This is a genomic window from Hydrogenophaga laconesensis, from assembly GCF_031457235.1.
Taxonomy (GTDB): Bacteria; Pseudomonadota; Gammaproteobacteria; order Burkholderiales; family Burkholderiaceae_C; genus Hydrogenophaga; species Hydrogenophaga laconesensis.
The window spans coordinates 1-21,807 of sequence record NZ_JAVDWE010000023.1 but is presented as its reverse complement, the minus strand read 5'-3'; the positions used below and the strand labels follow the sequence as shown (position 1 = coordinate 21,807).

The 21,807-nt window shown below is 63.3% G+C and carries 25 protein-coding genes and 1 tRNA gene; 16 read left to right on the top strand and 10 right to left on the bottom strand.

The features are described from left to right. Window positions 1–46: 46 nt before the first annotated feature. The 5 genes from J2X09_RS25545 to J2X09_RS25525 all read right to left on the bottom strand — a co-directional run bounded on the left by J2X09_RS25545 (window position 47) and on the right by J2X09_RS25525 (window position 3,746). Window positions 47–742: an AraC family transcriptional regulator gene (locus tag J2X09_RS25545; RefSeq protein ID WP_204735741.1), complete on the bottom strand. Its 696-nt coding sequence runs from the start codon at window positions 740–742 to the stop codon at window positions 47–49. A gap of 1 nt (window position 743) precedes the next feature. After that, window positions 744–1,763, bottom strand: a complete 1,020-nt coding sequence (lipA, locus tag J2X09_RS25540) for a lipoyl synthase (RefSeq protein ID WP_204735742.1) — start codon at window positions 1,761–1,763, stop codon at window positions 744–746. Window positions 1,764–1,791: 28 nt separating this feature from the next. Further along, window positions 1,792–2,484: a lipoyl(octanoyl) transferase LipB gene (gene lipB / locus J2X09_RS25535; protein ID WP_204735743.1), complete on the bottom strand. Its 693-nt coding sequence runs from the start codon at window positions 2,482–2,484 to the stop codon at window positions 1,792–1,794. Window positions 2,485–2,569: 85 nt separating this feature from the next. After that, a complete protein-coding gene (locus J2X09_RS25530) occupies window positions 2,570–2,854 on the bottom strand; it encodes a DUF493 family protein (protein WP_204735764.1) in 285 nt (94 codons plus the stop codon). A 19-nt stretch (window positions 2,855–2,873) separates the two neighbouring features. After that, on the bottom strand, window positions 2,874–3,746 hold the full coding sequence (locus tag J2X09_RS25525; protein ID WP_204735744.1) for a D-amino acid aminotransferase: 873 nt from the start codon (window positions 3,744–3,746) through the stop codon (window positions 2,874–2,876). 150 nt (window positions 3,747–3,896) lie between these two features. Between J2X09_RS25525 and J2X09_RS25520 the strand changes: the two genes are divergently transcribed. From J2X09_RS25520 to J2X09_RS25475, 10 genes are all read left to right on the top strand, one after another. Next, the gene (locus J2X09_RS25520) at window positions 3,897–4,403 is read left to right on the top strand and encodes an ATP synthase subunit I (RefSeq protein WP_204735745.1); all 507 of its coding nucleotides are present in this window, start codon (window positions 3,897–3,899) and stop codon (window positions 4,401–4,403) included. 27 nt (window positions 4,404–4,430) lie between these two features. Further along, the gene (atpB, locus tag J2X09_RS25515; RefSeq protein ID WP_204735746.1) at window positions 4,431–5,297 is read left to right on the top strand and encodes a F0F1 ATP synthase subunit A; all 867 of its coding nucleotides are present in this window, start codon (window positions 4,431–4,433) and stop codon (window positions 5,295–5,297) included. 80 nt (window positions 5,298–5,377) lie between these two features. After that, a complete protein-coding gene (gene atpE / locus J2X09_RS25510) occupies window positions 5,378–5,623 on the top strand; it encodes a F0F1 ATP synthase subunit C (RefSeq protein WP_009519254.1) in 246 nt (81 codons plus the stop codon). Between the two features lie 124 nt (window positions 5,624–5,747). Beyond that, window positions 5,748–6,218: a F0F1 ATP synthase subunit B gene (locus J2X09_RS25505; RefSeq protein ID WP_204735747.1), complete on the top strand. Its 471-nt coding sequence runs from the start codon at window positions 5,748–5,750 to the stop codon at window positions 6,216–6,218. Between the two features lie 38 nt (window positions 6,219–6,256). Beyond that, window positions 6,257–6,787: a F0F1 ATP synthase subunit delta gene (locus tag J2X09_RS25500; RefSeq protein WP_204735748.1), complete on the top strand. Its 531-nt coding sequence runs from the start codon at window positions 6,257–6,259 to the stop codon at window positions 6,785–6,787. A 53-nt stretch (window positions 6,788–6,840) separates the two neighbouring features. Beyond that, on the top strand, window positions 6,841–8,403 hold the full coding sequence (atpA, locus tag J2X09_RS25495; protein WP_204735749.1) for a F0F1 ATP synthase subunit alpha: 1,563 nt from the start codon (window positions 6,841–6,843) through the stop codon (window positions 8,401–8,403). A 30-nt stretch (window positions 8,404–8,433) separates the two neighbouring features. Continuing rightward, complete coding sequence (atpG, locus tag J2X09_RS25490; RefSeq protein WP_204735750.1) at window positions 8,434–9,300, top strand: F0F1 ATP synthase subunit gamma; 867 nt, start codon at window positions 8,434–8,436, stop codon at window positions 9,298–9,300. Between the two features lie 44 nt (window positions 9,301–9,344). Further along, window positions 9,345–10,751 carry a F0F1 ATP synthase subunit beta gene (atpD, locus tag J2X09_RS25485; protein WP_204735751.1) on the top strand — a complete coding sequence of 469 codons (1,407 nt, stop codon included), beginning with the start codon at window positions 9,345–9,347 and terminating at the stop codon, window positions 10,749–10,751. A 93-nt stretch (window positions 10,752–10,844) separates the two neighbouring features. Continuing rightward, window positions 10,845–11,261 carry a F0F1 ATP synthase subunit epsilon gene (locus J2X09_RS25480; protein WP_204735752.1) on the top strand — a complete coding sequence of 139 codons (417 nt, stop codon included), beginning with the start codon at window positions 10,845–10,847 and terminating at the stop codon, window positions 11,259–11,261. Window positions 11,262–11,419: 158 nt separating this feature from the next. Continuing rightward, entirely contained in the window at window positions 11,420–11,962 is a 543-nt protein-coding gene (locus tag J2X09_RS25475) for a cyclic nucleotide-binding domain-containing protein (RefSeq protein WP_310309741.1), read from the top strand. Window positions 11,963–11,971: 9 nt separating this feature from the next. Here J2X09_RS25475 and J2X09_RS25470 read toward each other — a convergent pair whose 3' ends face one another. From J2X09_RS25470 to J2X09_RS25460, 3 genes are read right to left on the bottom strand one after another with little or no spacing between them, the layout of a single operon-like run. Next, a complete protein-coding gene (locus J2X09_RS25470) occupies window positions 11,972–12,499 on the bottom strand; it encodes a TPM domain-containing protein (protein WP_204735754.1) in 528 nt (175 codons plus the stop codon). A gap of 12 nt (window positions 12,500–12,511) precedes the next feature. Beyond that, window positions 12,512–13,435: a TPM domain-containing protein gene (locus J2X09_RS25465; protein ID WP_204735755.1), complete on the bottom strand. Its 924-nt coding sequence runs from the start codon at window positions 13,433–13,435 to the stop codon at window positions 12,512–12,514. After that, window positions 13,432–14,040 (bottom strand): LemA family protein, encoded by a 609-nt coding sequence (locus J2X09_RS25460; protein WP_204735756.1) that lies wholly within the window; start codon window positions 14,038–14,040, stop codon window positions 13,432–13,434. The genes J2X09_RS25465 and J2X09_RS25460 overlap by 4 nt, the downstream gene beginning before the upstream one ends. A 140-nt stretch (window positions 14,041–14,180) precedes the next feature. On the opposite strand from J2X09_RS25460, the gene J2X09_RS25455 reads away from it, so the two are divergent. Genes J2X09_RS25455 through J2X09_RS25445 form a run of 3 tightly spaced genes read left to right on the top strand, consistent with a single transcriptional unit; the run spans window position 14,181 to window position 16,152 of the window. Beyond that, window positions 14,181–14,618 carry a YybH family protein gene (locus J2X09_RS25455; protein ID WP_204735757.1) on the top strand — a complete coding sequence of 146 codons (438 nt, stop codon included), beginning with the start codon at window positions 14,181–14,183 and terminating at the stop codon, window positions 14,616–14,618. Beyond that, window positions 14,615–15,613 carry a YheT family hydrolase gene (locus tag J2X09_RS25450; RefSeq protein ID WP_204735758.1) on the top strand — a complete coding sequence of 333 codons (999 nt, stop codon included), beginning with the start codon at window positions 14,615–14,617 and terminating at the stop codon, window positions 15,611–15,613. Before J2X09_RS25455 ends, J2X09_RS25450 begins: the two co-directional genes overlap by 4 nt. 11 nt (window positions 15,614–15,624) lie before the next feature. Further along, window positions 15,625–16,152 carry a DUF2946 family protein gene (locus J2X09_RS25445; RefSeq protein ID WP_204735759.1) on the top strand — a complete coding sequence of 176 codons (528 nt, stop codon included), beginning with the start codon at window positions 15,625–15,627 and terminating at the stop codon, window positions 16,150–16,152. Window positions 16,153–16,216: 64 nt separating this feature from the next. Here the strand turns inward: J2X09_RS25445 and J2X09_RS25440 are convergent, their stop codons facing one another. Further along, window positions 16,217–17,089 (bottom strand): c-type cytochrome, encoded by an 873-nt coding sequence (locus J2X09_RS25440; RefSeq protein WP_204735760.1) that lies wholly within the window; start codon window positions 17,087–17,089, stop codon window positions 16,217–16,219. 432 nt (window positions 17,090–17,521) lie between these two features. On the opposite strand from J2X09_RS25440, the gene J2X09_RS25435 reads away from it, so the two are divergent. The 3 genes from J2X09_RS25435 to J2X09_RS25425 all read left to right on the top strand — a co-directional run bounded on the left by J2X09_RS25435 (window position 17,522) and on the right by J2X09_RS25425 (window position 20,634). Continuing rightward, window positions 17,522–17,597: transfer RNA gene (locus J2X09_RS25435), tRNA-Arg, on the top strand. A gap of 50 nt (window positions 17,598–17,647) precedes the next feature. After that, window positions 17,648–19,660, top strand: coding sequence for a DUF6538 domain-containing protein (locus J2X09_RS25430; RefSeq protein WP_310309736.1), 2,013 nt, complete (start codon window positions 17,648–17,650; stop codon window positions 19,658–19,660). 59 nt (window positions 19,661–19,719) lie between these two features. Further along, window positions 19,720–20,634: a hypothetical protein gene (locus tag J2X09_RS25425; protein WP_204735762.1), complete on the top strand. Its 915-nt coding sequence runs from the start codon at window positions 19,720–19,722 to the stop codon at window positions 20,632–20,634. Between the two features lie 293 nt (window positions 20,635–20,927). Here the strand turns inward: J2X09_RS25425 and J2X09_RS25420 are convergent, their stop codons facing one another. Next, a complete protein-coding gene (locus J2X09_RS25420; protein WP_310309761.1) occupies window positions 20,928–21,140 on the bottom strand; it encodes a helix-turn-helix domain-containing protein in 213 nt (70 codons plus the stop codon). Window positions 21,141–21,807 lie beyond the last annotated feature (667 nt).

Below are 21,807 nucleotides of genomic sequence, written 5' to 3'. Positions count from 1 at the left end.
GCGTTTCGCCTATCCGTCGTCGCGTTTCGCGGGTCTGGGGTGCCGGTCAGTCGCTTGGCGATTCGCGGCGCAGGGCGGCCGTGAGCGCCGACGGCGAGCGGTAGCCCACCCGGTGGGCGGTGTCGGCCACACTCACGCCCTCCGCCCGCCATGCGCGGGCCTGGGCCAGCCTTTGCCGACGCAGCCACTGCATGGGGCTGTCCCCCTGCTCGGCGCGACATCGCGCGGTGAACTGGGAGGTGCTCAGGTGGACCGTGCCGGCGAGGTCGGCCACGGTCAGCGGCAGCTGCCAGCGTGGCTGCAGCCAGCGGCTCAAGGCGGCCCAGTCGATGGTTCGCTGATGGCGTTCGGGGGTTCCGGCGGAGCGGGCTTGCTGTACCCAGGCTTCCAGCAGAAGGCTGGCGCCGAGCCGGCGCGCGCGGGGCAGGCCGGCGGTCACCGCTTCGCCCAGGTAGCGGGCCAGGGGCCGCACGCCAGCGGGTGGCACGGCGCTGGCCAGTGCCCATGCGGGGTCGTGCGAATCCAGCACGAGGCACCGCGTGGCGCCATGCCCCTCGAAATCGTGGCGCTCCCCAGGGGGAACCACGCAGCCCTCGCCTGCGGCGATGCGCCGTCCGCGGCCCGCCACCTCCAGTTCGAGCACGCCCTCGAGGCCGACCAGAATCTGGAAATGGTCGTGGTCGTGGCTGCCGTGGGAGGCGCCGTAGTCGCGCACGCTCAGCCGGTCATGCGCGGTGACCACGTCATTTCGCCAGAGCGGGGTTCAGCACGCCGTGCGCCTGCTGGTCGGCGTGGTACGAGCTGCGCACCATGGCGCCCACGGCCGCGTGGGTGAACCCCATCTCGTAGGCCTTGGCCTCGAACATCTTGAAGGTGTCGGGGTGCACGTAACGGCGCACCGGCAGGTGGTGCCCGCTGGGGGCGAGGTACTGGCCGATCGTGAGCATGTCGATGTGGTGCGAGCGCATGTCGTGCATCACATCGAGGATCTCCTCATCGGTCTCGCCAAGGCCCACCATGAGACCGCTCTTGGTGGGTACCTGCGGGAACAGGGCCTTGAACTTCTTGAGGAGGTTCAGGCTGAATTCGTAGTTCGAGCCCGGGCGCGCTTCCTTGTAGAGGCGTGGCACGGTTTCGAGGTTGTGGTTCATCACGTCGGGCGGCGCGGCCTTGAGGATTTCGAGCGCACGGTCGTCGCGGCCCCGGAAGTCGGGCACCAGCACCTCGATCTGTGTCTGGGGCGACAGGGCGCGGGTCTTCTCGATGCAGGCAACGAAATGTCCGGCGCCACCATCGCGCAGGTCATCGCGGTCCACGCTGGTGATCACCACGTATTTCAGGTTCAGTTGCGCGATGGTCTTGGCGAGGTTGTCCGGCTCGTTCACGTCCAGCGGGTCGGGACGGCCGTGGCCCACGTCGCAGAACGGGCAGCGGCGGGTGCACTTGTCGCCCATGATCATGAAGGTTGCCGTGCCCTTGCCAAAGCACTCCCCGATGTTCGGGCAACTGGCTTCCTCGCACACGGTCACCAGTTTGTTGGTGCGCAGGATGTCCTTGATCTCGTAGAAGCGCGTGGTCGGGCTGCCGGCCTTCACGCGAATCCATTCGGGCTTCTTCAGCACCTCGGCCGGCACGATCTTGATGGGGATGCGCGCGGTCTTGGCCTGGCTTTTCTGCTTGGCCGTGGCGTCGTAGCTGGCAGCGGGCTGGGCGTCGCGGACGGTGCTGCTGGCGAGGGCCGTGGAGGGGTCGGGGCTGGTCATGGCATGGGCGCGGGTGGCGCGGTTGGGGTCAGGGGCTCAGGGTGGCGCCGAGCTTCTGGCTCAGCACCGCCGCGGCATCGTCCCAGGACGCCGCGACCCCGATTGTAGAAAGGTCGACCGTTTGCAGGCCTGCGTAGCCGCAGGGGTTGATGCGCTGGAAGGGTTGCAGGTCCATCGCCACATTCAGTGCCACACCGTGGTAAGTGCAATGGCGGCTGACCTTGATGCCCAGGGCCGCGATCTTGCCCAGGCCCTCGAAATCGGGCGGGGGAAGGGGGGCGCCGGGCTCGCGCCGTAGCGGCCGCTGGGGCAGCAAGGCGTGACTGCCCGGGTCGTCCAGTCTGACATAGATGCCGGGCGCGCCGGCCACCCGGTGGCCCGTCACGCCGAACACGGCCAACGTCCGGATCACGGCTTCTTCCACTCGGTAGACGTATTCCTTGACGAAGTAGCCGGCGCGATGGAGGTCCACGAGGGGGTAGGCCACCACCTGTCCGGGGCCGTGGTAGGTCACCTGGCCGCCGCGGTTGGTCGCCACCACGGGGATGTCGCCGGGAGAAAGCAGGTGGTCTTCACGGCCCGCGAGCCCCTGGGTGAACACGGGGTTGTGCTCGCAGACCCAGAGTTCGTCCGGCGTGGCGGTCGTGCGCGCGGCGGTGAAGGCCTGCATGGCCTCGTAGGTGGGTGCGTGGTCCACCCGGCCGAGCGCGCGGACGATCATGGCCGACCCCGCCGCCAGGCCGCCCCAAGGCGGGGCAAGCCCCCTCGGCGGACAGCGACCCGCGCAGCGGTGGAGCGAGGGGGCGTCACAAGACCACCTTGACCATCGGGTGCGTGGTCAGGGTGCGGTACAGCTCGTCGAGCTGTTCGCGGCTGGTCACATGCACCGTGAGTGTGAGACCGAGGTAGTTGCCCGCCTTGCTCGGACGCAGCTCGATCGTGCTGGCGTCGAAGCCGGGGTCGAAGGCGCGCGCGACATGCGTCATGGCGGTGACGAAGCCGTCCACGTTGGCCCCCATCACCTTGATGGGAAAGTCGCTGGGGTAGGTGATGAGCGATTGCTCGGGTGGGATTTCGGGTGGCAGTTCCATCATGTCGGGTTCCGTCGGTTCAGATCGATTGCGTGGCCACCGCTTGCTGGTAGCCTTCATAAAGGCTTGCATAGATCGGGCCGGGGCGGCCGCGGCCGACGGGTGTGCCGTCCAGCAGGGTAATGGGCAGAACCTCTTTGGTGGCCGAGGACAGCAGCAGCTCATCGGCCGACAGCACCTCATCGCGGGTGACGCGGCGCAGCTCGAACCGCAGTCCCCGGCGGTGGCAGAGTTCCTCGATGAGGCCAAAGCGGATGCCCTCCAGCACCAGGTGGTCTTTGGGTGGTCCCATGACGACGCCCTCCTTGATCACCCACACGTTGCTGGACGCGCCTTCACTCAGGTAGCCATCGCGAAACATCACCACCTCGACCGCGCCGACGTCGGCCGCAATCTGACGCGCCAGCACCGAGCCCAGCAGGCTGGTGCTCTTGATGTGGGCCTTGCCCCAGCGGAAGTCGTCGGCGGTCACGCAGGCCACCCCGTTTGCACGTTGTTCGGGCGTTGCCAGCTTCATGGGACTGGCCATGGCGAAGACCGTGGGAACGAGCCCCGGCGGCATGGCATGGTCGCGCATCGCCACGCCCCGTGTCACCTGAAGATAGACCAACTGGTTCTGCGCTCCCCGGGTCTCCTGATCAGCGATCAGCCGGCGGGCGATGCCCATCCATTCGGCTGTGGAAAAGGGGTTGGGAACACGCAGTTCACGCAGCGAACGTTCCAGCCGGGCCATGTGTTCGGCGAAGCGGAACAGGCGACCACCGTATGCGGGCAGCACCTCGTAGATGCCATCCCCGAAGATGAAGCCCCGGTCCAGCACACTGACGCGCGCCTCCCGCAGTGGGCCGTAGGCCCCGTCCAGAAAGCACAGGGAGTCGGGCAGATCGATCATGTCGGGATTATCGGCGTCGCTCCATGTCAGCACGGCGCACACGGCCATACTGTCCACCGAATATTGACGATGGGCTGGGGTTTCTACGTATAATGGGCGGCTTTGCAACCCAGGCGACTTGTCGTCTGTTTGTCACGCGCGAGGTCGAACATGACGCAAGGCCATTCGATCCCGCCCGGCTGGGCAGAACAGGAAGATGGGGGGCAGGAATCGGATTTCAAGCCGCTGACGCGTGAAGAGGCGCAGCAGTGGCGGGTTCGTCAGCCAGTGCTGTCGCTCTGGCGGCTGGTTCTTGTGCAGTGGCTGGTCGGGCTGGCTGCGGGCGTCGTCGGTGGGCTGCTATGGCAGTCGTCTTCGGTGGCCTGGTCGGTTCTGTATGGCGCGGCGGCGGTGGCAATTCCTTCGGCCCTGATGGCCTACGGATTGACCTCGAGTGCATCGTCCCGTTTGTGGGCGGCACACGCCAACGCGGCATTTGCCGGCTTCCTGTTGTGGGAGGGTGTGAAGATCCTGTTGGCCGTTGCCATGCTGGCGGCGGCTCCCTGGGTGGTCTCCCCCTTGAATTGGTTCGGCCTTCTGGTCGGGCTTGTGTTGGTTCTCAAGGTCTACTGGTTCGGGTATTTCATCCAGGCCAGTCGATCGAATGCAAACGGTTGACTCTCCGGCTCATCGGACAAAACGAACATGGCAGCTGAAGGCACTCTGACTCCGGGCGAATACATCCGCCACCACCTCGTCCATCTGACGAACCACAAGCAGGAATCCATCGTGGATTTCTCGGTGATCAATATCGACTCGGTGGTCGTGAGCGCCCTTCTGGGCTTGCTGACGGTGTTCGTGCTCTGGCGCGCTGCCCGCAGTGCCACGGCCGGTGTGCCGGGTCGTTTCCAGGCGGCGGTTGAGCTGCTCGTGGAAATGGTGGACACCCAGGCCAAGTCGGTGATCCACAACGCCCAGAGCCGCAAGCTCGTGGCCCCGCTGGCACTCACCGTGTTCGTCTGGATCTTCATGATGAACTTCATGGACATGATCCCGGTGGACCTGATTCCACAGATCTGGCACAGCGCCGGCCCTGCCATGGGCTTCAAGGATTACCTGCGCGTCGTGCCCACGGCCGACCTGTCGACCACGCTGGGCCTGTCGGTTTCCGTGCTGCTGCTGTGCCTGTTCTACAACATCAAGATCAAGGGTCTGGGCGGCTGGGCGCACGAGCTCGTTTGTGCCCCCTTTGGCACCAGCAAGAACCCCGTCTGGGCGCTGCTGCTGGGTGTGGTGAACTTCCTCATGCAGATGATCGAATTCGTCGCCAAGACGGTGTCGCATGGCATGCGGTTGTTCGGCAACATGTTCGCCGGCGAGCTCGTGTTCATGCTCATCGCACTGCTGGGTGCCTATGCCACCTTGTCCCTGGGCGGCGGCCTCTTCTTCATCGGGCACCTGATCGCAGGCACGGTGTGGACCCTGTTCCACATTCTGGTCATCACCTTGCAAGCGTTCATCTTCATGATGCTGGCCCTGATCTATCTGGGGCAGGCGCATGACGCGCACTGAAGCGGCTGTGCAGGCCGCCATCGGTTGATTTCTTTCGTTTCTTTCCTTTCTCAACAAACTTCCATCTCATAGGAGTCATCATGGAAAACGTTCTGGGTCTTGTCGCACTGGCTTGCGGTCTCATCGTCGGTCTGGGCGCCATCGGCGCATCCATCGGCATCGCGCTGATGGGCGGCAAATTCCTCGAATCGTCGGCCCGTCAGCCTGAGCTGATGAACGACCTGCAGACCAAGATGTTCATTCTGGCCGGTCTGATCGATGCCGCCTTCCTGATCGGCGTGGCCATCGCCCTGCTGTTCGCTTTCGCCAACCCGTTCACGCTGTAATCGGGCTCGCTGCCCCGCCCGGGCAGGCGTTGCGGTAGACGGGCCTTTTCTGCCGTCCCGCCTCGCCCACCGTGCAGGCAGCCGGTGTGTCACCACTCTTGTCAACACACAGAAAGGCGTTGCGATGAACATCAATGCAACCCTCTTTGCGCAGGCCATCGTCTTCGCGATCCTGGTGTGGTTCACGATGAAATTCGTGTGGCCGCCCATCGCCAAGGCGCTCGATGAGCGTGCGTTGAAGATTTCCGAAGGTCTGGCGGCTTCCGAGAAGGCCAAGACCGAACTGGCTGTGGCCAACAAGCGGGTCGAAGAGGAGTTGAGCAAATCGCGCAACGAATCCGCCACCCGTCTGGCCGATGCCGAGCGCCGCGCCCAGACCGTGATCGAGGACGCCAAGGCCCGCGCCACCGAAGAGGCGGCGAAGATCGTGGCGGCTGCCCGTCAGGAGGCCGAGCAACAGGTCGTCAAGGCCCGTGAAGCCCTGCGCGAGCAGGTGGCTGCGCTGGCCGTCAAGGGTGCCGAGCAGATTCTCAAGCGCGAAATCAACGCAGGCGTTCATGCCGAGTTGCTGGGTCGCCTGAAGACCGAGCTCTGATGCCCGCCTGACGCCCGACCGGCATTCAAAGGACCACCATGGCAGAAATCGCCACCATTGCCCGCCCCTATGCGGAAGCGCTGTTCAAGGCCGCAGGCACTGATGCGGCCGGTGCGGCGGCCTGGCTCGACGAGCTGGCTGCCCTGGCCGCCAACGAGCAATTGCGCCAGTTCGCCGACAGCCCGAAAGCCCTGCCCGAACAGGTGTTCACGCTTCTGACCGGTCTGCTCAAGAGCAGCCTGCCCGCCATTGGCCAGAACTTCCTGCGCACCGTGATCGAGAACGGCCGCATCCAGGCACTGCCCGAGATTGCTGCCCAGTTCCGCGCATTGAAGAATGCGCAGCTGGGGGCCTTCGATGCCGTGGTCTACAGCGCCTTCGAGGTGGACAGCGCCGCGCTGGCCGACCTCTCGGGCGTGCTGGAGAAGCGTTTTGGACGCAAGCTCAACCTCCAGGTGAAACTGCAGCCCGATCTGATCGGCGGCATTCGCGTGGTGGTGGGTGACGAGGTGCTCGACACCTCGGTCAAAGCCCGCCTGGAACAAATGAAGATTGCCCTGACGGCCTGAGGCCGCTTTTCCGGGCGCGCCTGCACACCATTTAACGAAAGAAGGAAAGAGTCATGCAACTCAATCCCGCCGAAATCTCCGAATTGATCAAGTCCCGCATCGAAGGTCTGGGTGCTTCCAGCGATGTGCGCAACCAGGGCACTGTGGTCTCGGTCACCGACGGTATCGTCCGTGTCCACGGCCTGTCCGACGTGATGCAGGGCGAAATGCTGGAATTCCCGGCCAACAAGGATGGCGTGCCTTCCTTCGGCCTGGCGCTGAACCTCGAGCGCGACTCCGTTGGCGCCGTGATTCTGGGTGAGTACGAGCACATCTCCGAAGGCGATACCGTCAAGTGCACGGGTCGCATCCTGGAAGTGCCGGTGGGTCCCGAACTGGTGGGCCGCGTGGTCAACGCGCTGGGCCAGCCGATCGATGGCAAGGGCCCGGTCAATGCCAAGCTGACCGACGTGATCGAGAAGGTCGCCCCTGGCGTGATCGCCCGCAAATCGGTGGACCAGCCCGTGCAGACCGGACTGAAGTCGATCGACTCCATGGTGCCCGTCGGCCGTGGCCAGCGCGAGCTGATCATCGGTGACCGCCAGACCGGCAAGACCGCCGTCGCCATCGACGCGATCATCAACCAGAAGGGTCAGAACATGACCTGCGTCTACGTCGCCATCGGCCAGAAGGCGTCGTCGATCAAGAACGTGGTGCGTGCTCTGGAGCAAGCCGGTGCGATGGACTACACCATCGTCGTGGCTGCTTCGGCCTCCGAATCTGCCGCCATGCAGTACCTGTCGGCCTATTCGGGCTGCACGATGGGCGAGTACTTCCGCGACCGTGGTCAGGACGCGCTGATCGTGTACGACGATCTGTCCAAGCAGGCCGTGGCCTACCGTCAGGTCTCGCTGCTGCTGCGCCGCCCGCCTGGCCGCGAAGCCTACCCCGGCGACGTGTTCTACCTCCACAGCCGTCTGCTCGAGCGTGCAGCCCGCGTGAACGCCGACTACGTCGAAGCCTTCACCAAGGGTGAGGTCAAGGGCAAGACCGGTTCGCTGACCGCACTGCCGATCATCGAAACGCAGGCAGGCGACGTGTCCGCCTTCGTGCCGACCAACGTGATCTCGATCACCGATGGCCAGATCTTCCTGGAAACCAGCCTGTTCAACGCCGGCATCCGTCCCGCCATCAACGCCGGTATCTCCGTGTCGCGCGTCGGTGGTGCCGCCCAGACCGATCTGATCAAGAAGCAGTCCGGCGGTATCCGTACCGACCTGGCCCAGTACCGTGAGCTGGCCGCTTTCGCGCAGTTCGCTTCCGACCTCGACGAAGCCACCCGCAAGCAGCTCGACCGCGGTGCCCGCGTGACCGAACTGCTGAAGCAAGCCCAGTACGCACCGCTTCCCATCAGCCTGATGGCCGCCTCGCTGTTCGCGGTGAACAAGGGCTATCTGGACGACATCGACGTCAAGAAGGTGCTGCCTTTCGAAGCCGGTCTGCACGCTTTCCTGAAGGACAAGCACGCTGCCTTGTTGCAGAAGATGGAAGCCGGCAAGGCGCTGGACAAGGACAAGGAAGCCGAAGCCCAGCTTGCTGCCGCAGTTGCCGATTTCAAGAAGACCGGCACGTACTGATCCGCCCCGTTGACCAGCTAAGGAGCCCCAATGGCAGCAGGTAAGGAAATACGCGGCAAGATCAAGTCGGTGGAAAACACCAAGAAGATCACCAAAGCCATGGAGATGGTCGCCGCCTCCAAGATGCGCAAGGCGCAGGAGCGCATGCGCTCCGCGCGTCCTTACGCCGAGAAGGTGCGCCAGATCGCTGGCAATCTGAGCCGGGCCAACCCGGAGTACACGCACCCGTTCATGCAGACGAACGATGCCAAGACCGCCGGTTTTGTTGTGGTCACGACGGACAAGGGTTTGTGCGGTGGTCTCAACACCAACGTGTTGCGTGCTGTGACGACCCAGCTCAAGGAGCTGCAGGCGCAGGGAGCGAGTGCGGAGGCCGTGGCCATTGGCAACAAGGGTCTGGGTTTCCTCAACCGCATCGGTGCCAAGGTGGTGTCCAGTGTGACCGGGTTGGGCGACACGCCCCATCTGGAAAAGCTGATTGGCCCCGTCAAGGTGCTGCTCGATGCGTACACGGAGGGGCGCATCAACGCGGTCTATCTGTCGTACACCAAGTTCATCAACACAATGAAGCAGGAAGCGGTGATCGAGCAACTGCTGCCCCTCAATGCGGGCACCTTGCAGGACAACGCCGGTGGTCGCGACTGGGACTACATCTACGAACCCGATGCAGCCACCGTCATCGACGAACTGCTGCTGCGTTACGTGGAAGCCCAGGTGTACCAGGCTGTCGCCGAGAACATGGCGTCAGAGCAGTCTGCCCGCATGGTGGCCATGAAGGCCGCGACCGACAACGCTGGCAGCGTCATCGGTGAACTCAAGCTGGTCTACAACAAGACCCGCCAGGCCGCGATCACGAAAGAACTTTCGGAAATCGTCGCCGGTGCCGCCGCGGTCTGAAGCAGCCGCCCAACCGAATCCAGAGAAAACAGAAGGTATCCATCATGTCTCAAGTACAAGGCAAGATCGTCCAGTGCATCGGCGCCGTCGTGGACGTGGAATTTCCGCGTGACCAGATGCCGCGCGTTTACGACGCGCTGAAAATGGAGGGCTCGGCCCTGACGCTCGAAGTCCAGCAGCAGCTGGGCGACGGCGTTGTGCGCACCATTGCGCTGGGCTCGTCCGACGGCCTGCGCCGCGGCATGGTGGTGAGCAACACCAATGCCCCCATTTCCGTGCCGGTGGGCAAGGCCACCCTGGGCCGCATCATGGACGTGCTGGGCTCGCCCATCGACGAGCGCGGCCCGGTCGACCAGGCGCTGACCGCTTCCATCCACCGCAAGGCCCCGGCCTACGACGAGCTGTCGCCTTCGCAGGAACTGCTGGAAACCGGCATCAAGGTGATCGACCTGGTATGCCCCTTCGCCAAGGGCGGCAAGGTGGGCCTGTTCGGTGGTGCCGGTGTGGGCAAGACCGTGAACATGATGGAACTCATCAACAACATCGCCAAGGCCCACAGCGGTCTGTCGGTGTTTGCCGGCGTGGGTGAGCGTACCCGTGAGGGCAACGACTTCTATCACGAGATGGCCGACTCCGGCGTCGTGAACCTCGAGAAGCTCGAGGACTCGAAAGTGGCCATGGTCTACGGCCAGATGAACGAGCCCCCGGGCAACCGTCTGCGCGTGGCGCTGACCGGCCTGACCATCGCCGAGTCGTTCCGCGACGAAGGCCGTGACGTGCTGTTCTTCGTGGACAACATCTACCGTTACACCCTGGCCGGGACCGAAGTGTCCGCCCTGCTGGGCCGCATGCCTTCCGCCGTGGGCTACCAGCCGACGCTGGCCGAAGAAATGGGCCGCCTGCAAGAGCGCATCACCTCGACCAAGGTCGGGTCGATCACCTCCATCCAGGCTGTGTACGTGCCGGCGGATGACCTGACCGACCCGTCGCCTGCCACCACCTTCGCCCACCTGGATTCCACCGTGGTGCTGAGCCGTGACATCGCCGCCCTGGGTATCTACCCCGCCGTGGACCCGCTCGACTCCACCAGCCGCCAGCTTGATCCGCTGGTGGTGGGCCAGGACCACTACGAAACCGCTCGCGCCGTGCAAGGCACGCTGCAGCGCTACAAGGAGCTGCGCGACATCATCGCGATTCTGGGCATGGACGAACTCGCACCGGAAGACAAGCTGGCCGTGGCGCGCGCCCGCAAGATCCAGCGTTTCCTGTCGCAGCCGTTCCACGTGGCCGAAGTGTTCACGGGTTCGCCAGGCAAGTATGTGCCGCTGGCTGAAACCATCCGTGGTTTCAAGATGATCACCGCCGGTGAATGCGATCACCTGCCCGAGCAGGCCTTCTACATGGTCGGCACGATCGACGAAGCCTTCGAAAAGGCCAAAAAAGTCGCGTAAAGCGGCGTACTCGGGCGCCCGGTGTTGTTGGCGTGCTCGCCTGGCCGGACACCCGACTACTTGCTTTCCGTCGACTTTTCCAAAGGAGTACATATGAGCACCATCCGCGTCGATGTGGTCAGCGCCGAAGAATCCATCTTCTCCGGTGAGGCCAAGTTCGTGGCGCTGCCGGGCGAGGCCGGTGAGCTGGGCATTCTCCCTGGCCACATTCCGCTGATCACCCGCATCAAGCCTGGTGCCGTGCGCATCGAAAAGGCCGATGGCGGTGAAGAATTCGTGTTCGTGGCTGGTGGCATTCTGGAGGTGCAGCCGCACCACATCACGGTGCTGTCCGACACCGCGATCCGCGGCCATGACCTCGACGAAGCCAAGGCGATCGAAGCGCGCCAACAGGCCGAAGAGGCGGTGAAGAACGCCAAGAGCGACCTCGATCTGGCCAAGGCTACCTCTGAACTCGCCGTCATGGCAGCCCAGATTGCCGCACTGCGCAAATACCGTCAGAAGAAGTAAACGACGCTCCCTCGTCGTCCATAGCAGAGACCGGCCATGTGCCGGTCTTTTTGTTGGGCATTGCGGCCAGGGGCATGGCAGTGCGCATACCATGGTGGATAGAGACAAGAACAACCGGGAGCACCAGCCCAATGTCATCCATATTCGAGAGCCCGGACATGACCCCGGAAGAGGTGGCCGCTCGCATGCTGGTCACCGCGTCGGCGCTGGCCGATCTCACCCTGAGTGACGCCCTGAAGGTGGTGGGCTACATGAAGCCCAAGCTCATCAAGGCGGGCACGGTCATCATCCAGGAGGGAGAGGTCCGCCAGACGGATTACATGCTTCTTGTGCTCGAAGGGGACATTGCGGTCGAGAACGAGTTGCCCGGCCTGCACGAGAGCATGGTGGTGAACATCATGGGCCCGGGCCACTTGATCGGCGAGATGGGGATCCTGGACGGGGCACCGCGATCTGCCACCTGCACCGCCAACACCGATATCGCCGCCGCGGTGCTTTCGCGCACAGCGCTGATGCGGCTGCTCAAGGACGATCCCCGGCTCGGGGCCCGGTTGCTGCTGGCGATCTCCAAGCGCATGGCGGACAGGCTCCGGGAGACGACGCGCAAGCTGAAGACCTTTGCCCAGATGAACAAGGCGCTGCAGCAGGAGCTGAATGTGGCGCTGAACAGCCGCACGCCCAGTCGGAACACGCGCGGCTGAACGAGGCGCTCAGCGGCGAACGACGCAGTCGGCCAGTTCGTTGCGCCGCGCCGCGCCGGTTTCGGCGGGAAAGTGCTGCACCAGCAGGGCGGACACCTCTTCCAATGCCTGTGTCAGCCCGTCCTCGAACGCGCCTTCGCGCAGGCGGGCACCCAGCCGGTCCACGATGGCTTGCCACTCGCCGGGGTCGACGCGCTGGTTGAGCGCGCGGTCCGCCACGAACTCGATCGAGTGCTCGGCCAGCAGCAGGTAGATCAGCACGCCGTTGTTGTGCTCGGTGTCCCAGATGCGAAGCCGGCCAAACCAGGCCAGGGCACGTTCGCGCACCACGGTCGACAGCGGCGTGTCTGCGTTGATGCGCCATAGGTAACTCAGCGGCAGGCCGGCTTCGACGCACAGACGAACCTCGCCGGTGTGCCGGCCTTCGCTGGCGGCCACGCGCTGCGCCAGGCGTTCGGCCATGTCATCGGGCACGGTCCGCGCCGTGTCCGAGGCGTCGAGCCAGCGGTGCTGGAGGATGCGCAAAAGCTTGTTCATGGTGCGCGCATTTCACCAGCCGCCAGAGGCGCCACCGCCACCAAAGCTGCCGCCACCGCCAGAGCTGAAACCGCCGCCTCCGCGCCCGAAACCGCCGCTGCGGCCACCTCCCCAACCACCGCCATGGCCTCCGCCACCCCACCCCCCGCGGCCGCCCCCGCCAGAGCCACTGACCCGGGTGGGCATGGTCTGCAGGAACAGCGCGCCGAGCATGCCCAGCAGGCCCGCCACGATTGCGATCCAGCCCACGGCGGTCAGCACCCAGGCCAATCCACCGGAGCCGAAGCCCGTGAGCACGGTCCCCAGCTTGTTGCCGAACAGCCCGCGCAGCACAGACGAGAAGATGGGCACCGCGAAGACCAGGATGAACAGCACTTCCATGCCGTCAAACAGGTCGTTGCTGCCGCTGTGAGTGCCCTGTTCGCCGGGCGGGGGCAGGCTTTCGCCACGGATGCGGGCGAAGATCTGGTCCAGGCCGGCCTGGATGCCCCCTGCGTAGTCGCCCGTGCGCAGGAGCGGCGCGACGGCGCCATCCAGGATGCGCCGCGCCATCAGATCGGGAATCGCTCCTTCGAGGGTCCTGGCCGTGGCGATGCGCATGCGACGGTCGTTCTTGGCGATCACGAAGAGCACGCCATCGCCCACGTCGCGGCGGCCGATTTTCCAGGCGTCGCCCAGCCGCTGCGTGTAGTCGGCGATGTCTTCCGGTGCGGTGGTGGGCACCATGACCACCACCACCTGGGAGCCGTGGGACTGTTCGAAGGCCGCAAGCTGGGCTTCGATCGCCGCCACGCTGGCTGCGTCCAATGTGCCGGTCTGGTCGATGACGCGGGCATGCAGTTCCGGAACTGGCTGCAGTTCCTGTGCGAAAGCGGCCCAGGCCGGGAGGAGCCCCAGCCCCAGGGCCAGCAGCCACCGGGCCAGGAATGCCGTCATGGTTTCTTGAAGTCCACCGTCGGTGGCGTGGAAATAGCGGCCTCGTTGGCAACCTGGAAGTTGGCCTTGGGGCCGTAGCCAAACACCATCGCGGTGAGGTTGGTGGGAAAGCTGCGCGCAAGCACGTTGTATTCCTGCACGGTCTGGATGTAGCGGTTGCGCGCCACGGTGATGCGGTTCTCGGTGCCTTCGAGTTGCACCCGCAGATCGCTGAAGCCCTGGTTCGCCTTCAGATTGGGGTACTGCTCCACCACCACCATGAGACGGCTCAATGCACTGCCAAGCTCGCCCTGAGCGGCCTGGAACTGCTGCATGGCCGCAGGATTGTTCAGCGTCTCGGGCGTGACCTGGATCGACGTGGCCTTGGCGCGCGCCTCGATCACGCGGGTGAGTGTTTCCTGTTCGAAGTTCGCCTCGCCCTTGACCGTGGCCACGATGTTGGGAATGAGGTCGGCACGGCGCTGGTACTGGTTCAGCACTTCGGACCAGGCCGACTGGCTTTGCTCGTCGAGGCGCTGGAAGTCGTTGTAGCCGCAGCCTGTGAGGGTCGTGGCGACCAGGAGGGCGGCGAACCAGGCAGACAGACGTTGAAGGGATGTGCGCATAAAACCTCCACAGGCCATCGGGCCGTTCAAGCTGGACATCGGGAACGTGATGTGCGGGACTATACCCGCGCGGGCCGACGGGGCCGGTGAATACGCCGCCTGAGCGACGAGGGTCATGCACAGGCGGCAAAATAGCCCGCATGCGAAAACCCAAACTCCCCCCCGGCTCTCCGGACGACACGGAGGCCGCCTTCTACGATGCCTTGCAGCACGCCGACATCGAGCGTCTCATGGCTTGCTGGGCGGACGAGGACGACATCGTGTGCGTGCACCCTGGCGGCCCCCGCCTGGTCGGACACGTGGCGGTACGCACCGCCTTCGAAGCCATGTTCGCCAATGGCAGTGTCCAGGCCCAGCCCGAGCGCGTGCGCCGGCTCGATGCGGGTGGCTGCAGCGTGCACAGCGTGGTCGAGCGGGTGGCCGTGATGAGCGATGACGGCCTGCAGCATGCCTGGGTGGTGGCCACCAACGTGTACGCCAAGACCGCTCAGGGCTGGCGCATGGTGGCCCACCATGCGAGCCCCGGTGCGCGCGTGGAGCCCCTCGAGGCTTTCACCAACCAGCCGGTGCTGCATTGAATCGGGATCGTTTTGTCTATCGGGCGCCCTGGTGGTTGCCGGGTGGCAATCCACAGACCTTGTGGGCCGCGCTGGTCAGCCGCCGGCACTTCGGCCCGGCTCCCCGCTGGCGCCGCATCCGCTGGAGCACGCCGGATGGCGACTTCATCGACGTGGACCAGGCCGTGCATACCAGCGCGCCAGAGGCACCGCTGCTGATCCTGTTCCATGGACTCGAAGGGTCGTCCGCCAGCCAGTACGCCGTCGCCTTCGCGGACTTCGCTGCGGCGCATGGCGTGGCCTATGCGGTGCCTCACTTCCGCGGCTGTTCCGGCGAGATCAACAAGGCGCCGCGCGCCTACCACTCTGGCGACTTCGAGGAAGTGGACTGGATTCTGCGCCGCTTCGCGGAAGAGCACCCCGGTCGGCCACTGATCGCTGTGGGCGTGTCGCTCGGCGGCAATGCGCTGATGCGATGGGCGGGTGAGATGGGGCTGGACGCGGTGCCGCGCGTGCGCGCCATTGCCTCCGTGTGTTCACCGCTGGACCTCGCCGCCGGCGGCGAGGCCATCGGCAGAGGCTTCAACCGGCTTGTCTACACACGCATGTTCATGCGCTCCATGGTGCCGAAGGCGCTCAGCAAGCTCGAGCAGCACCCCGGGCTGTTCGACCGCAAGAAGCTGCTCGCGGCACGCGACCTCTACGAGTTCGACAACCTTTTCACCGCGCCGCTGCACGGTTTTCGTGACACCGCCGACTACTGGGCACGCGCGTCCGCCAAGCCAGTGCTGCATCGCATTCGTGTGCCCGCGCTCGCGCTCAATGCACGCAACGACCCTTTCGTGCCTGCGGCATCGCTGCCTTCATCGCAGGACGCAGGACACCACGTCATGCTGTGGCAGCCGGAACAGGGCGGCCACGTCGGCTTTCCCGTGGCGCAAGGCACCTTTGGCATGCCAGGGCATGTGCGCGCCATGCCCGAAGCCGTGGGAAACTGGCTGCTTGCCCACCTCTGAGGAGCGTTGCCATGGACGATATCGTCAAGGCCGCGATGGCCAAATGGCCCAATGTGCCGCACTGTTACGGCTGGCTGGGCCTGGACGCGCGGGGCAACTGGTACATGCGCGACGACCGCACGCAAGCCCAGGGGACTTTTCCCGCCAGCAAGGGCTCGCTGCTGCGGCACGACAAGCTTGTTGAATTCATCCACCGCAACTACGCCAGCGATGGACAGGGGCAGTGGTACTTCCAGAACGGGCCGCAGCGGGTGTACGTCGAGCTGGAGGCCACTCCCTGGATCTGGCGGCTGCAGCCCGATGGCGCGGTGTTGTCACACACGGGTAAGCCAGCGCATGTGCGAGAGAGTCTGCTGGACGAAACCGGTCGCCTGTACCTGGTGACCGACCTCGGGGTTGGACTTGTGCACAGTGCCGACATGACCCTTGCGGCCGACGCGGTGGAGGCGGGCCGCTGGCAACCGGCCGACGTGCAGGCCGATGCGCTGCCGGCCCGGTTTGGATTCGTGCCCCATCCGCAGGCTGATTCACCCGGTTGACGGCGCAAGGACACGCAATAAAAAAAGCCGGCGCAAGGCCGGCTTTTTCTGGGGGGTGTGCCGCTTACTTCACGGCGTCCAGCATGTACTGCACAGCGGCCTTGATCTCTGCGTCCGAAGCGGCCGAACCGCCCTTGGGCGGCATTGCGCCCTTGCCCTTGATCACGGTGGCGGTCAGTGCGTCAAGGCCCGCGCCCACGCGCGGTGCCCAGGCGGCCTTGTCGCCGTGCTTCGGTGCGCCAGCGACGCCAGCCACGTGGCAGACCGCGCACGCTTGCTTGTAGAGACCTTCACCAGCACCTGCCGCCACAGTGGCTGCCGGTGCGGGAGCCGGTGCCGCCGCGGCAGGCGCTGCTGCGGGTGCCGCAGCGACGGCCGCAGGAGCCGGGGTTGCAGCGGCGGGTGCCGCTTCAGCCGCAGGGGCTGCGGCTGAAGCCGGGGCCGGCATCTGGGGCTCCGGGAACTTGGCACCTGCGGCGTTGGCCATGTGCACCACAGCGCGGCCGATTTCGGCATCACGGAAAGCGCCACCGCCTTGTGCGCCCATGGCGCCCTTGCCCTTGAGAGCGGAGGTCAGCAGGGCTTCGTAGCCGGTGGCGATGCGCGGACCCCAGGCAGCCGCGTCACCCAGCTTGGGGGCGCCGGCCAAGCCTGCCGCGTGGCAGGCGGCGCACTGAGCGGTGTACACCGACTCGCCCGAGGCGAGCGGGCGATTGGCGTCGCGCAGTTCCACCGTGCCCACGCGCTGGATACGGTGCGCAACGGCCTGCTCCATGTCCACGGCACCGGCCGCCGGCTTGTTGGCGGATACCACGTAGTACACCAGGCCGATGATGATGAAGATGGGGGCAACGAACGCAAAGAAGGACGTCCAGAGCAACTGGGTGGGCGTCTTGATCGGGCCGGTGTGGTGTTCTTCGTGCGCGTGGTCGCTCATGGTGTCCTCAGGGGGTGGCGAAGCAAGGCCTGTTTGGGTGTGGGGCGCGCCCGAGCCTGGCCGGGCAAACAGCCTTGGATTATAGCCAAGCCCCCCATGCAAACCCGATGTCTGAGCCGGCCGCCGAGTATTTCGGGGATTGCCGCCGAGGTGCTGCCCGGGCGGTCTGATCTGGTGAAGCGCACACGCACACCGTAACGGGTCTGTCCGCGCTGTTCGAGCAAGTGCAGCAACTTCGGCGCAATGGGAATGCCACCGTCGACCTCGAAACCAAGGACGGATAGAGCTCCATCGCGGTGCCCATCCGCAATGCCCGGTGCATGATCGTGGCGTCTTGAACGCCGGTGTATGGATCAAAGTGGCGACCCTGGGGCTGCGTGAGGCAGGCGTTCCCGTTGCTCAGAGCCCGGGAGGGTAGAATTCCCGACTCACGCGGCTGTAGCTCAGTGGATAGAGTATTGGCCTCCGAAGCCAAGGGTCGTGGGTTCGATCCCCGCCAGCCGCACCAAGTCTCAACAAGTCCTTGATCTCACAGGATTTTCTAGACTTGGGGTCCCAATGCGCAGCACTCTCTACCAAAGGGGTGCATTGATGGACAACCTTCTGCGACGGCCTAGTGGCATATACGTCGCCCGCCTTACGATTCCAGCTCGACTTCGTCCGATTGTTGGCTCCAGAGAGTTTGTGGCCAGCACTGGCACGCGCTGCAGGACAATGGCTAAGCTTATTGCCTGCGAGTTTCTTGCCGGATGGCGGCGCAAGCTTTGGGAAATCGAAAGGCTCCAGCTTTCTAATGCGCTGATGAACTACGACAGTATTCTCAAGCTCGTTGATGGCAGTCCAGCGCTGCGAGCTGGCAGCTACCTGCCTATTTCTCAGGCCGCAACGGCTATGGGGTTGGACGTGGCAGATTTGCTTCGCGAGGCTGCGGATGGGCATCTCGCCTTGTATTACCGGTTCATTGCGAAGCAGGGATACACGGCGAGGTTCTCTGATTTCGACCCCGATGATCCAGAGCTGGGTACCGTCGTTGTGCCCACTCGTTCGAATCGCCCTGAAGGCTCTCGCATTGTGCGCGCTTCGGGTGTGTATCGAGTGCCACGCGGCGAGACGGGCGCAATAGCGGCGCGCCTGTTGACAGGGAAGCACGCTGACGTAATTTCGCTTGAGGTCATCGGGGGCGAAGCTCAGAGCGTGGAGTTTGTGCCTGACGACGTTTTGCGTTTGGAAGTAGACCAAGTGGAGCTCTCATGCTCTGAGCTTGAGCTGCGCAGGCAACACATGGCGAGCTTGGTCTCACAGGCCTCTCTAGCGGCAGCCAGGCAAGCGCAGCGCGCAACCACGAATGAACTGCTGGACAGCACGCCTCAACGCGCAAAGGCACCGCTATCGAAGGTGCTGGACGATTTTTGCCGATCGCACTTGCCACAAGTCTTGGCCTCTGAGAAGGACATCGAGCGGATGCGAAACGGCATCGCCTTGCTCATCGAGTTTGAAGGCGACCTCAGCATTGGTACGGTCAACGCCGAGCGACTGCGGCACTTTCGCGATGTGCACCTCGCACGTATGCCTGCCAACGAGAACCGAGTTCGTAGCCAATACGGGACGAAATCTATGACGGAATCCATAGGGGCAGTTTCGGGTAGCGAATGGCCTCGCATGTCTGCCGACGAGCGCGACATGCGCATGAAGTGGATTGCTCGCATGTTCCGTTGGGCGCATGCAGAGAAGTGGATTGCAGACGACCCGTGTACTGGACTGCGGAAGGAGTCTGTCTTGACCAAAGCTGAACGCACGCGAGTTCAGTCGGAGCGGCCAACTCGAGAAGAGTTCACAGAGCAGGAGCTACACAGGATCTTTAGTGCGAACTGGTTTTTGACCGGAACTGGCGAGAAAACCAAAGCGGGTACCTACCGCACGTTCCAACCCTTCCACTATTGGCTGCCGTTGTTAGGGTTGTGTACCGGTGCGCGCATCAACGAGCTTGCGCAGCTTTACCTGGATGACATCCGGCAGGATGGTGCAGTTTGGTATATCGATATCAATCGCAAGACACCAGACAAGAGCCTGAAAAATGACTGGTCTGAGCGTAAGGTGCCCCTTCACTCATGCTTGATCGAACTTGGCTTTGCGGAATGGTGCGACGAGCTGCGAGCGGCTGGTTTCCCGCGTTTCTTTCCCGAGCTCTCTTGGAACAGCACGAATCGCTACGCAAAAGACCCCATCCGCGTGATGTCGCAATACCTGGAGAGACTCGGAATGCCGCGCAATGGCACTAAGGTTTTCCACTCGTTCCGGCATGGCATCAATAACGCCCTGCAAAAGCGCACGAGCATGCCGGACTGGATGCGTAAGCGCTTTATGGGACATGAGCCAGGATCGGGAGTGAATGAGCGGCACTACCTTAGCGACGCAACGCCTGTGGAGATGTCACTACATCTTGAAGCCATCAAAATGCCGTTGTCGCATGTGATGAAATTCCATTCAGCGCAGGGCGTCGAAGCAGTTCGAGATGCCTTGCGAAGGAAGAATGGTGGGCGCGGCACGGGAGAAATCCTTGGGCATGCGTAGCAGTCTCGAGTTCGAAGAAGCATATTTGGGAGACTAGGGTGCCGAGGAAACGTATTGCAGTGCGCAAGCCCCTGCTAGGCGCTTACGTTATGGAGCGGCTTGCCTACATCGACTCGATATTTGTCCGAAGCACGCGAAAACTTGAGCCTGGCTACCTGCAACGCCTTAAAGACTCCTTAGTCCCAGATCCAAGATTCCCGTGGGAAAGATACTTTGGGGACAAATGGGAGTACGTCAACTTAGATACAGGCGAGATTTTTTTCCACTATGTGCATCTCATTCACCAGCCCACCAAGGCCGCACTCGGCGTGCTCCAAGAAATCCAGGATGAGCAGCCTGATGTGTTGCACCTATTGGACGTGCATTTCGCACTGGATCTCACGACTGGCAGCGAGGCGGACGCTATGGCCTTGCATGAAGCCATTTTGAGTGTCTACACGCCAGCAAGATTGGCATTGACTGGCCGTGAGTCAGAGCACGAGACGTCTTACGTCGGCAGGCGGCGCAGCGGAAATGAAGTTGGTGTATACAGCGATGGCAAAAGGAAGGTGCGCCCAAACACCCCAAGAGTTCATTTGGAGTGGCGTATTCACGGTGCTACGGCGCTAAGGCGGTCTGGGATTCGAACGGCCAGTGACCTTACTCGGATAGACCACAGAGCATTCTGGAAGAAGCGGCTACGGCTGCACATCATGCCAACGATGGATCGTCTTTTGCGCCTGCTTGAGCTGAGAGCCGCTCGACGAGGGCATCCCCTGAGTCCGGAGCGTAGGGCCCATACGTTGAACATGATTTCCCGGTTCAGCAAGGACTACACGGGCAGATTCTCCGCGCACTATTTGGACTACTACCTGCATCTTGGATTGCACCCGAAGCCTGCTCAACTCTACAAGCGCCTCTCCAACGACTGGGCCCTTCCGGAGCCAAGCAATGCGCTGTGGAACGACGGTTTGGCAGGTCGCGGTTCGGTGTGAGCCGGATGCGCGGCCGAATACTTGCGCGCGTGGCAAGGTGTCGGGAATTAAATACTGGGGAAATACCCCGATGCAAGCGTCAGATGAAGGTGCTACCAACGGCCGTTTTATGGAAGCGAGGACGCTGCTACAGGTTGTTCACGGGTCTCCGGTTGCTACGAAGACCCATTGGCAGAGCGGCTTGTCTAAGAGTTGCATCGCGTAGCCACTTCCGTAGAGGCTCTAGCGCTGCGTGGCAAGGCGGAGATTCTGTGGAGCACGCGCATGTGCAGCACAAGTCAAATGCCGGGACACTAGTCGCCTACTGAGCGCGCCCTCGGCTGGCGAGCTTCAGCAACCAGTCGTTTGAGAGAGTCTGAAGGGTCCACGTCCAGCGCGCGAAGCCAATGTACGTACTCGAGCACATCCAGTCTGCGCTCCAACTTCTCCACTTTTGCCACGTACGACTGCTGCTGTCCAAGTTTGGCGGCCAATCTAGCTTGAGTAATCCCTGCATCGTCGCGCACCTGACGAAGCCACTTGATGTGGTTCTTGTATGCAGGAGTGGAAATAGTTTTGTTCAAGACGCTCGTGTAGACGTGAGTCTTGATCCTGATTCCTTTCTGGGATAATCCCAAAATAGGATTGGAGATACTATGGCGAAGAGAAAGCGGTCGACCAGTTTTGCTGGTGTTGGAGCACTCGTCCAGGGGATCGGCTTGCTTGTGCTCGCGACCTTCTGCTTGTGGTGGGGCTGGGTGGGCTTTGCGATTGGGGCCCCGATCGCGCTGGTGCTTTTCCTCAAAGGCTCCGCGATGTCAATTTCTTGGAGATGTGGTGCTTGTGGGAACCCTATTCATGACAAACATGTGCGCATGTGTGCGGTTTGCAAAGAGCCGATTGAATAGCTGCTTTACGTAGCGATCCGACTAGCGTTTTCGGACGCTGTTGAACCTCAACGCTACCAAGGCAAAAAAACCCATAGTGACGAGCACTACGCGCTCAAGGGGTGTACCTCCCTAGAGTTCGAACCACGTCGATCCTCCCAAGGTCAGGGTGCCTAAAAACTGCTTAGCAACTCCAATTTGGACCTCAGGGTGTGGGCTGCTGCCGGTTTCAAAGACACCTTGTTAAGGTGGAAGATGAAACCGGAGGTGGTTTATGGAGAGAAGACGGACATTCAGCCGCGAGTTC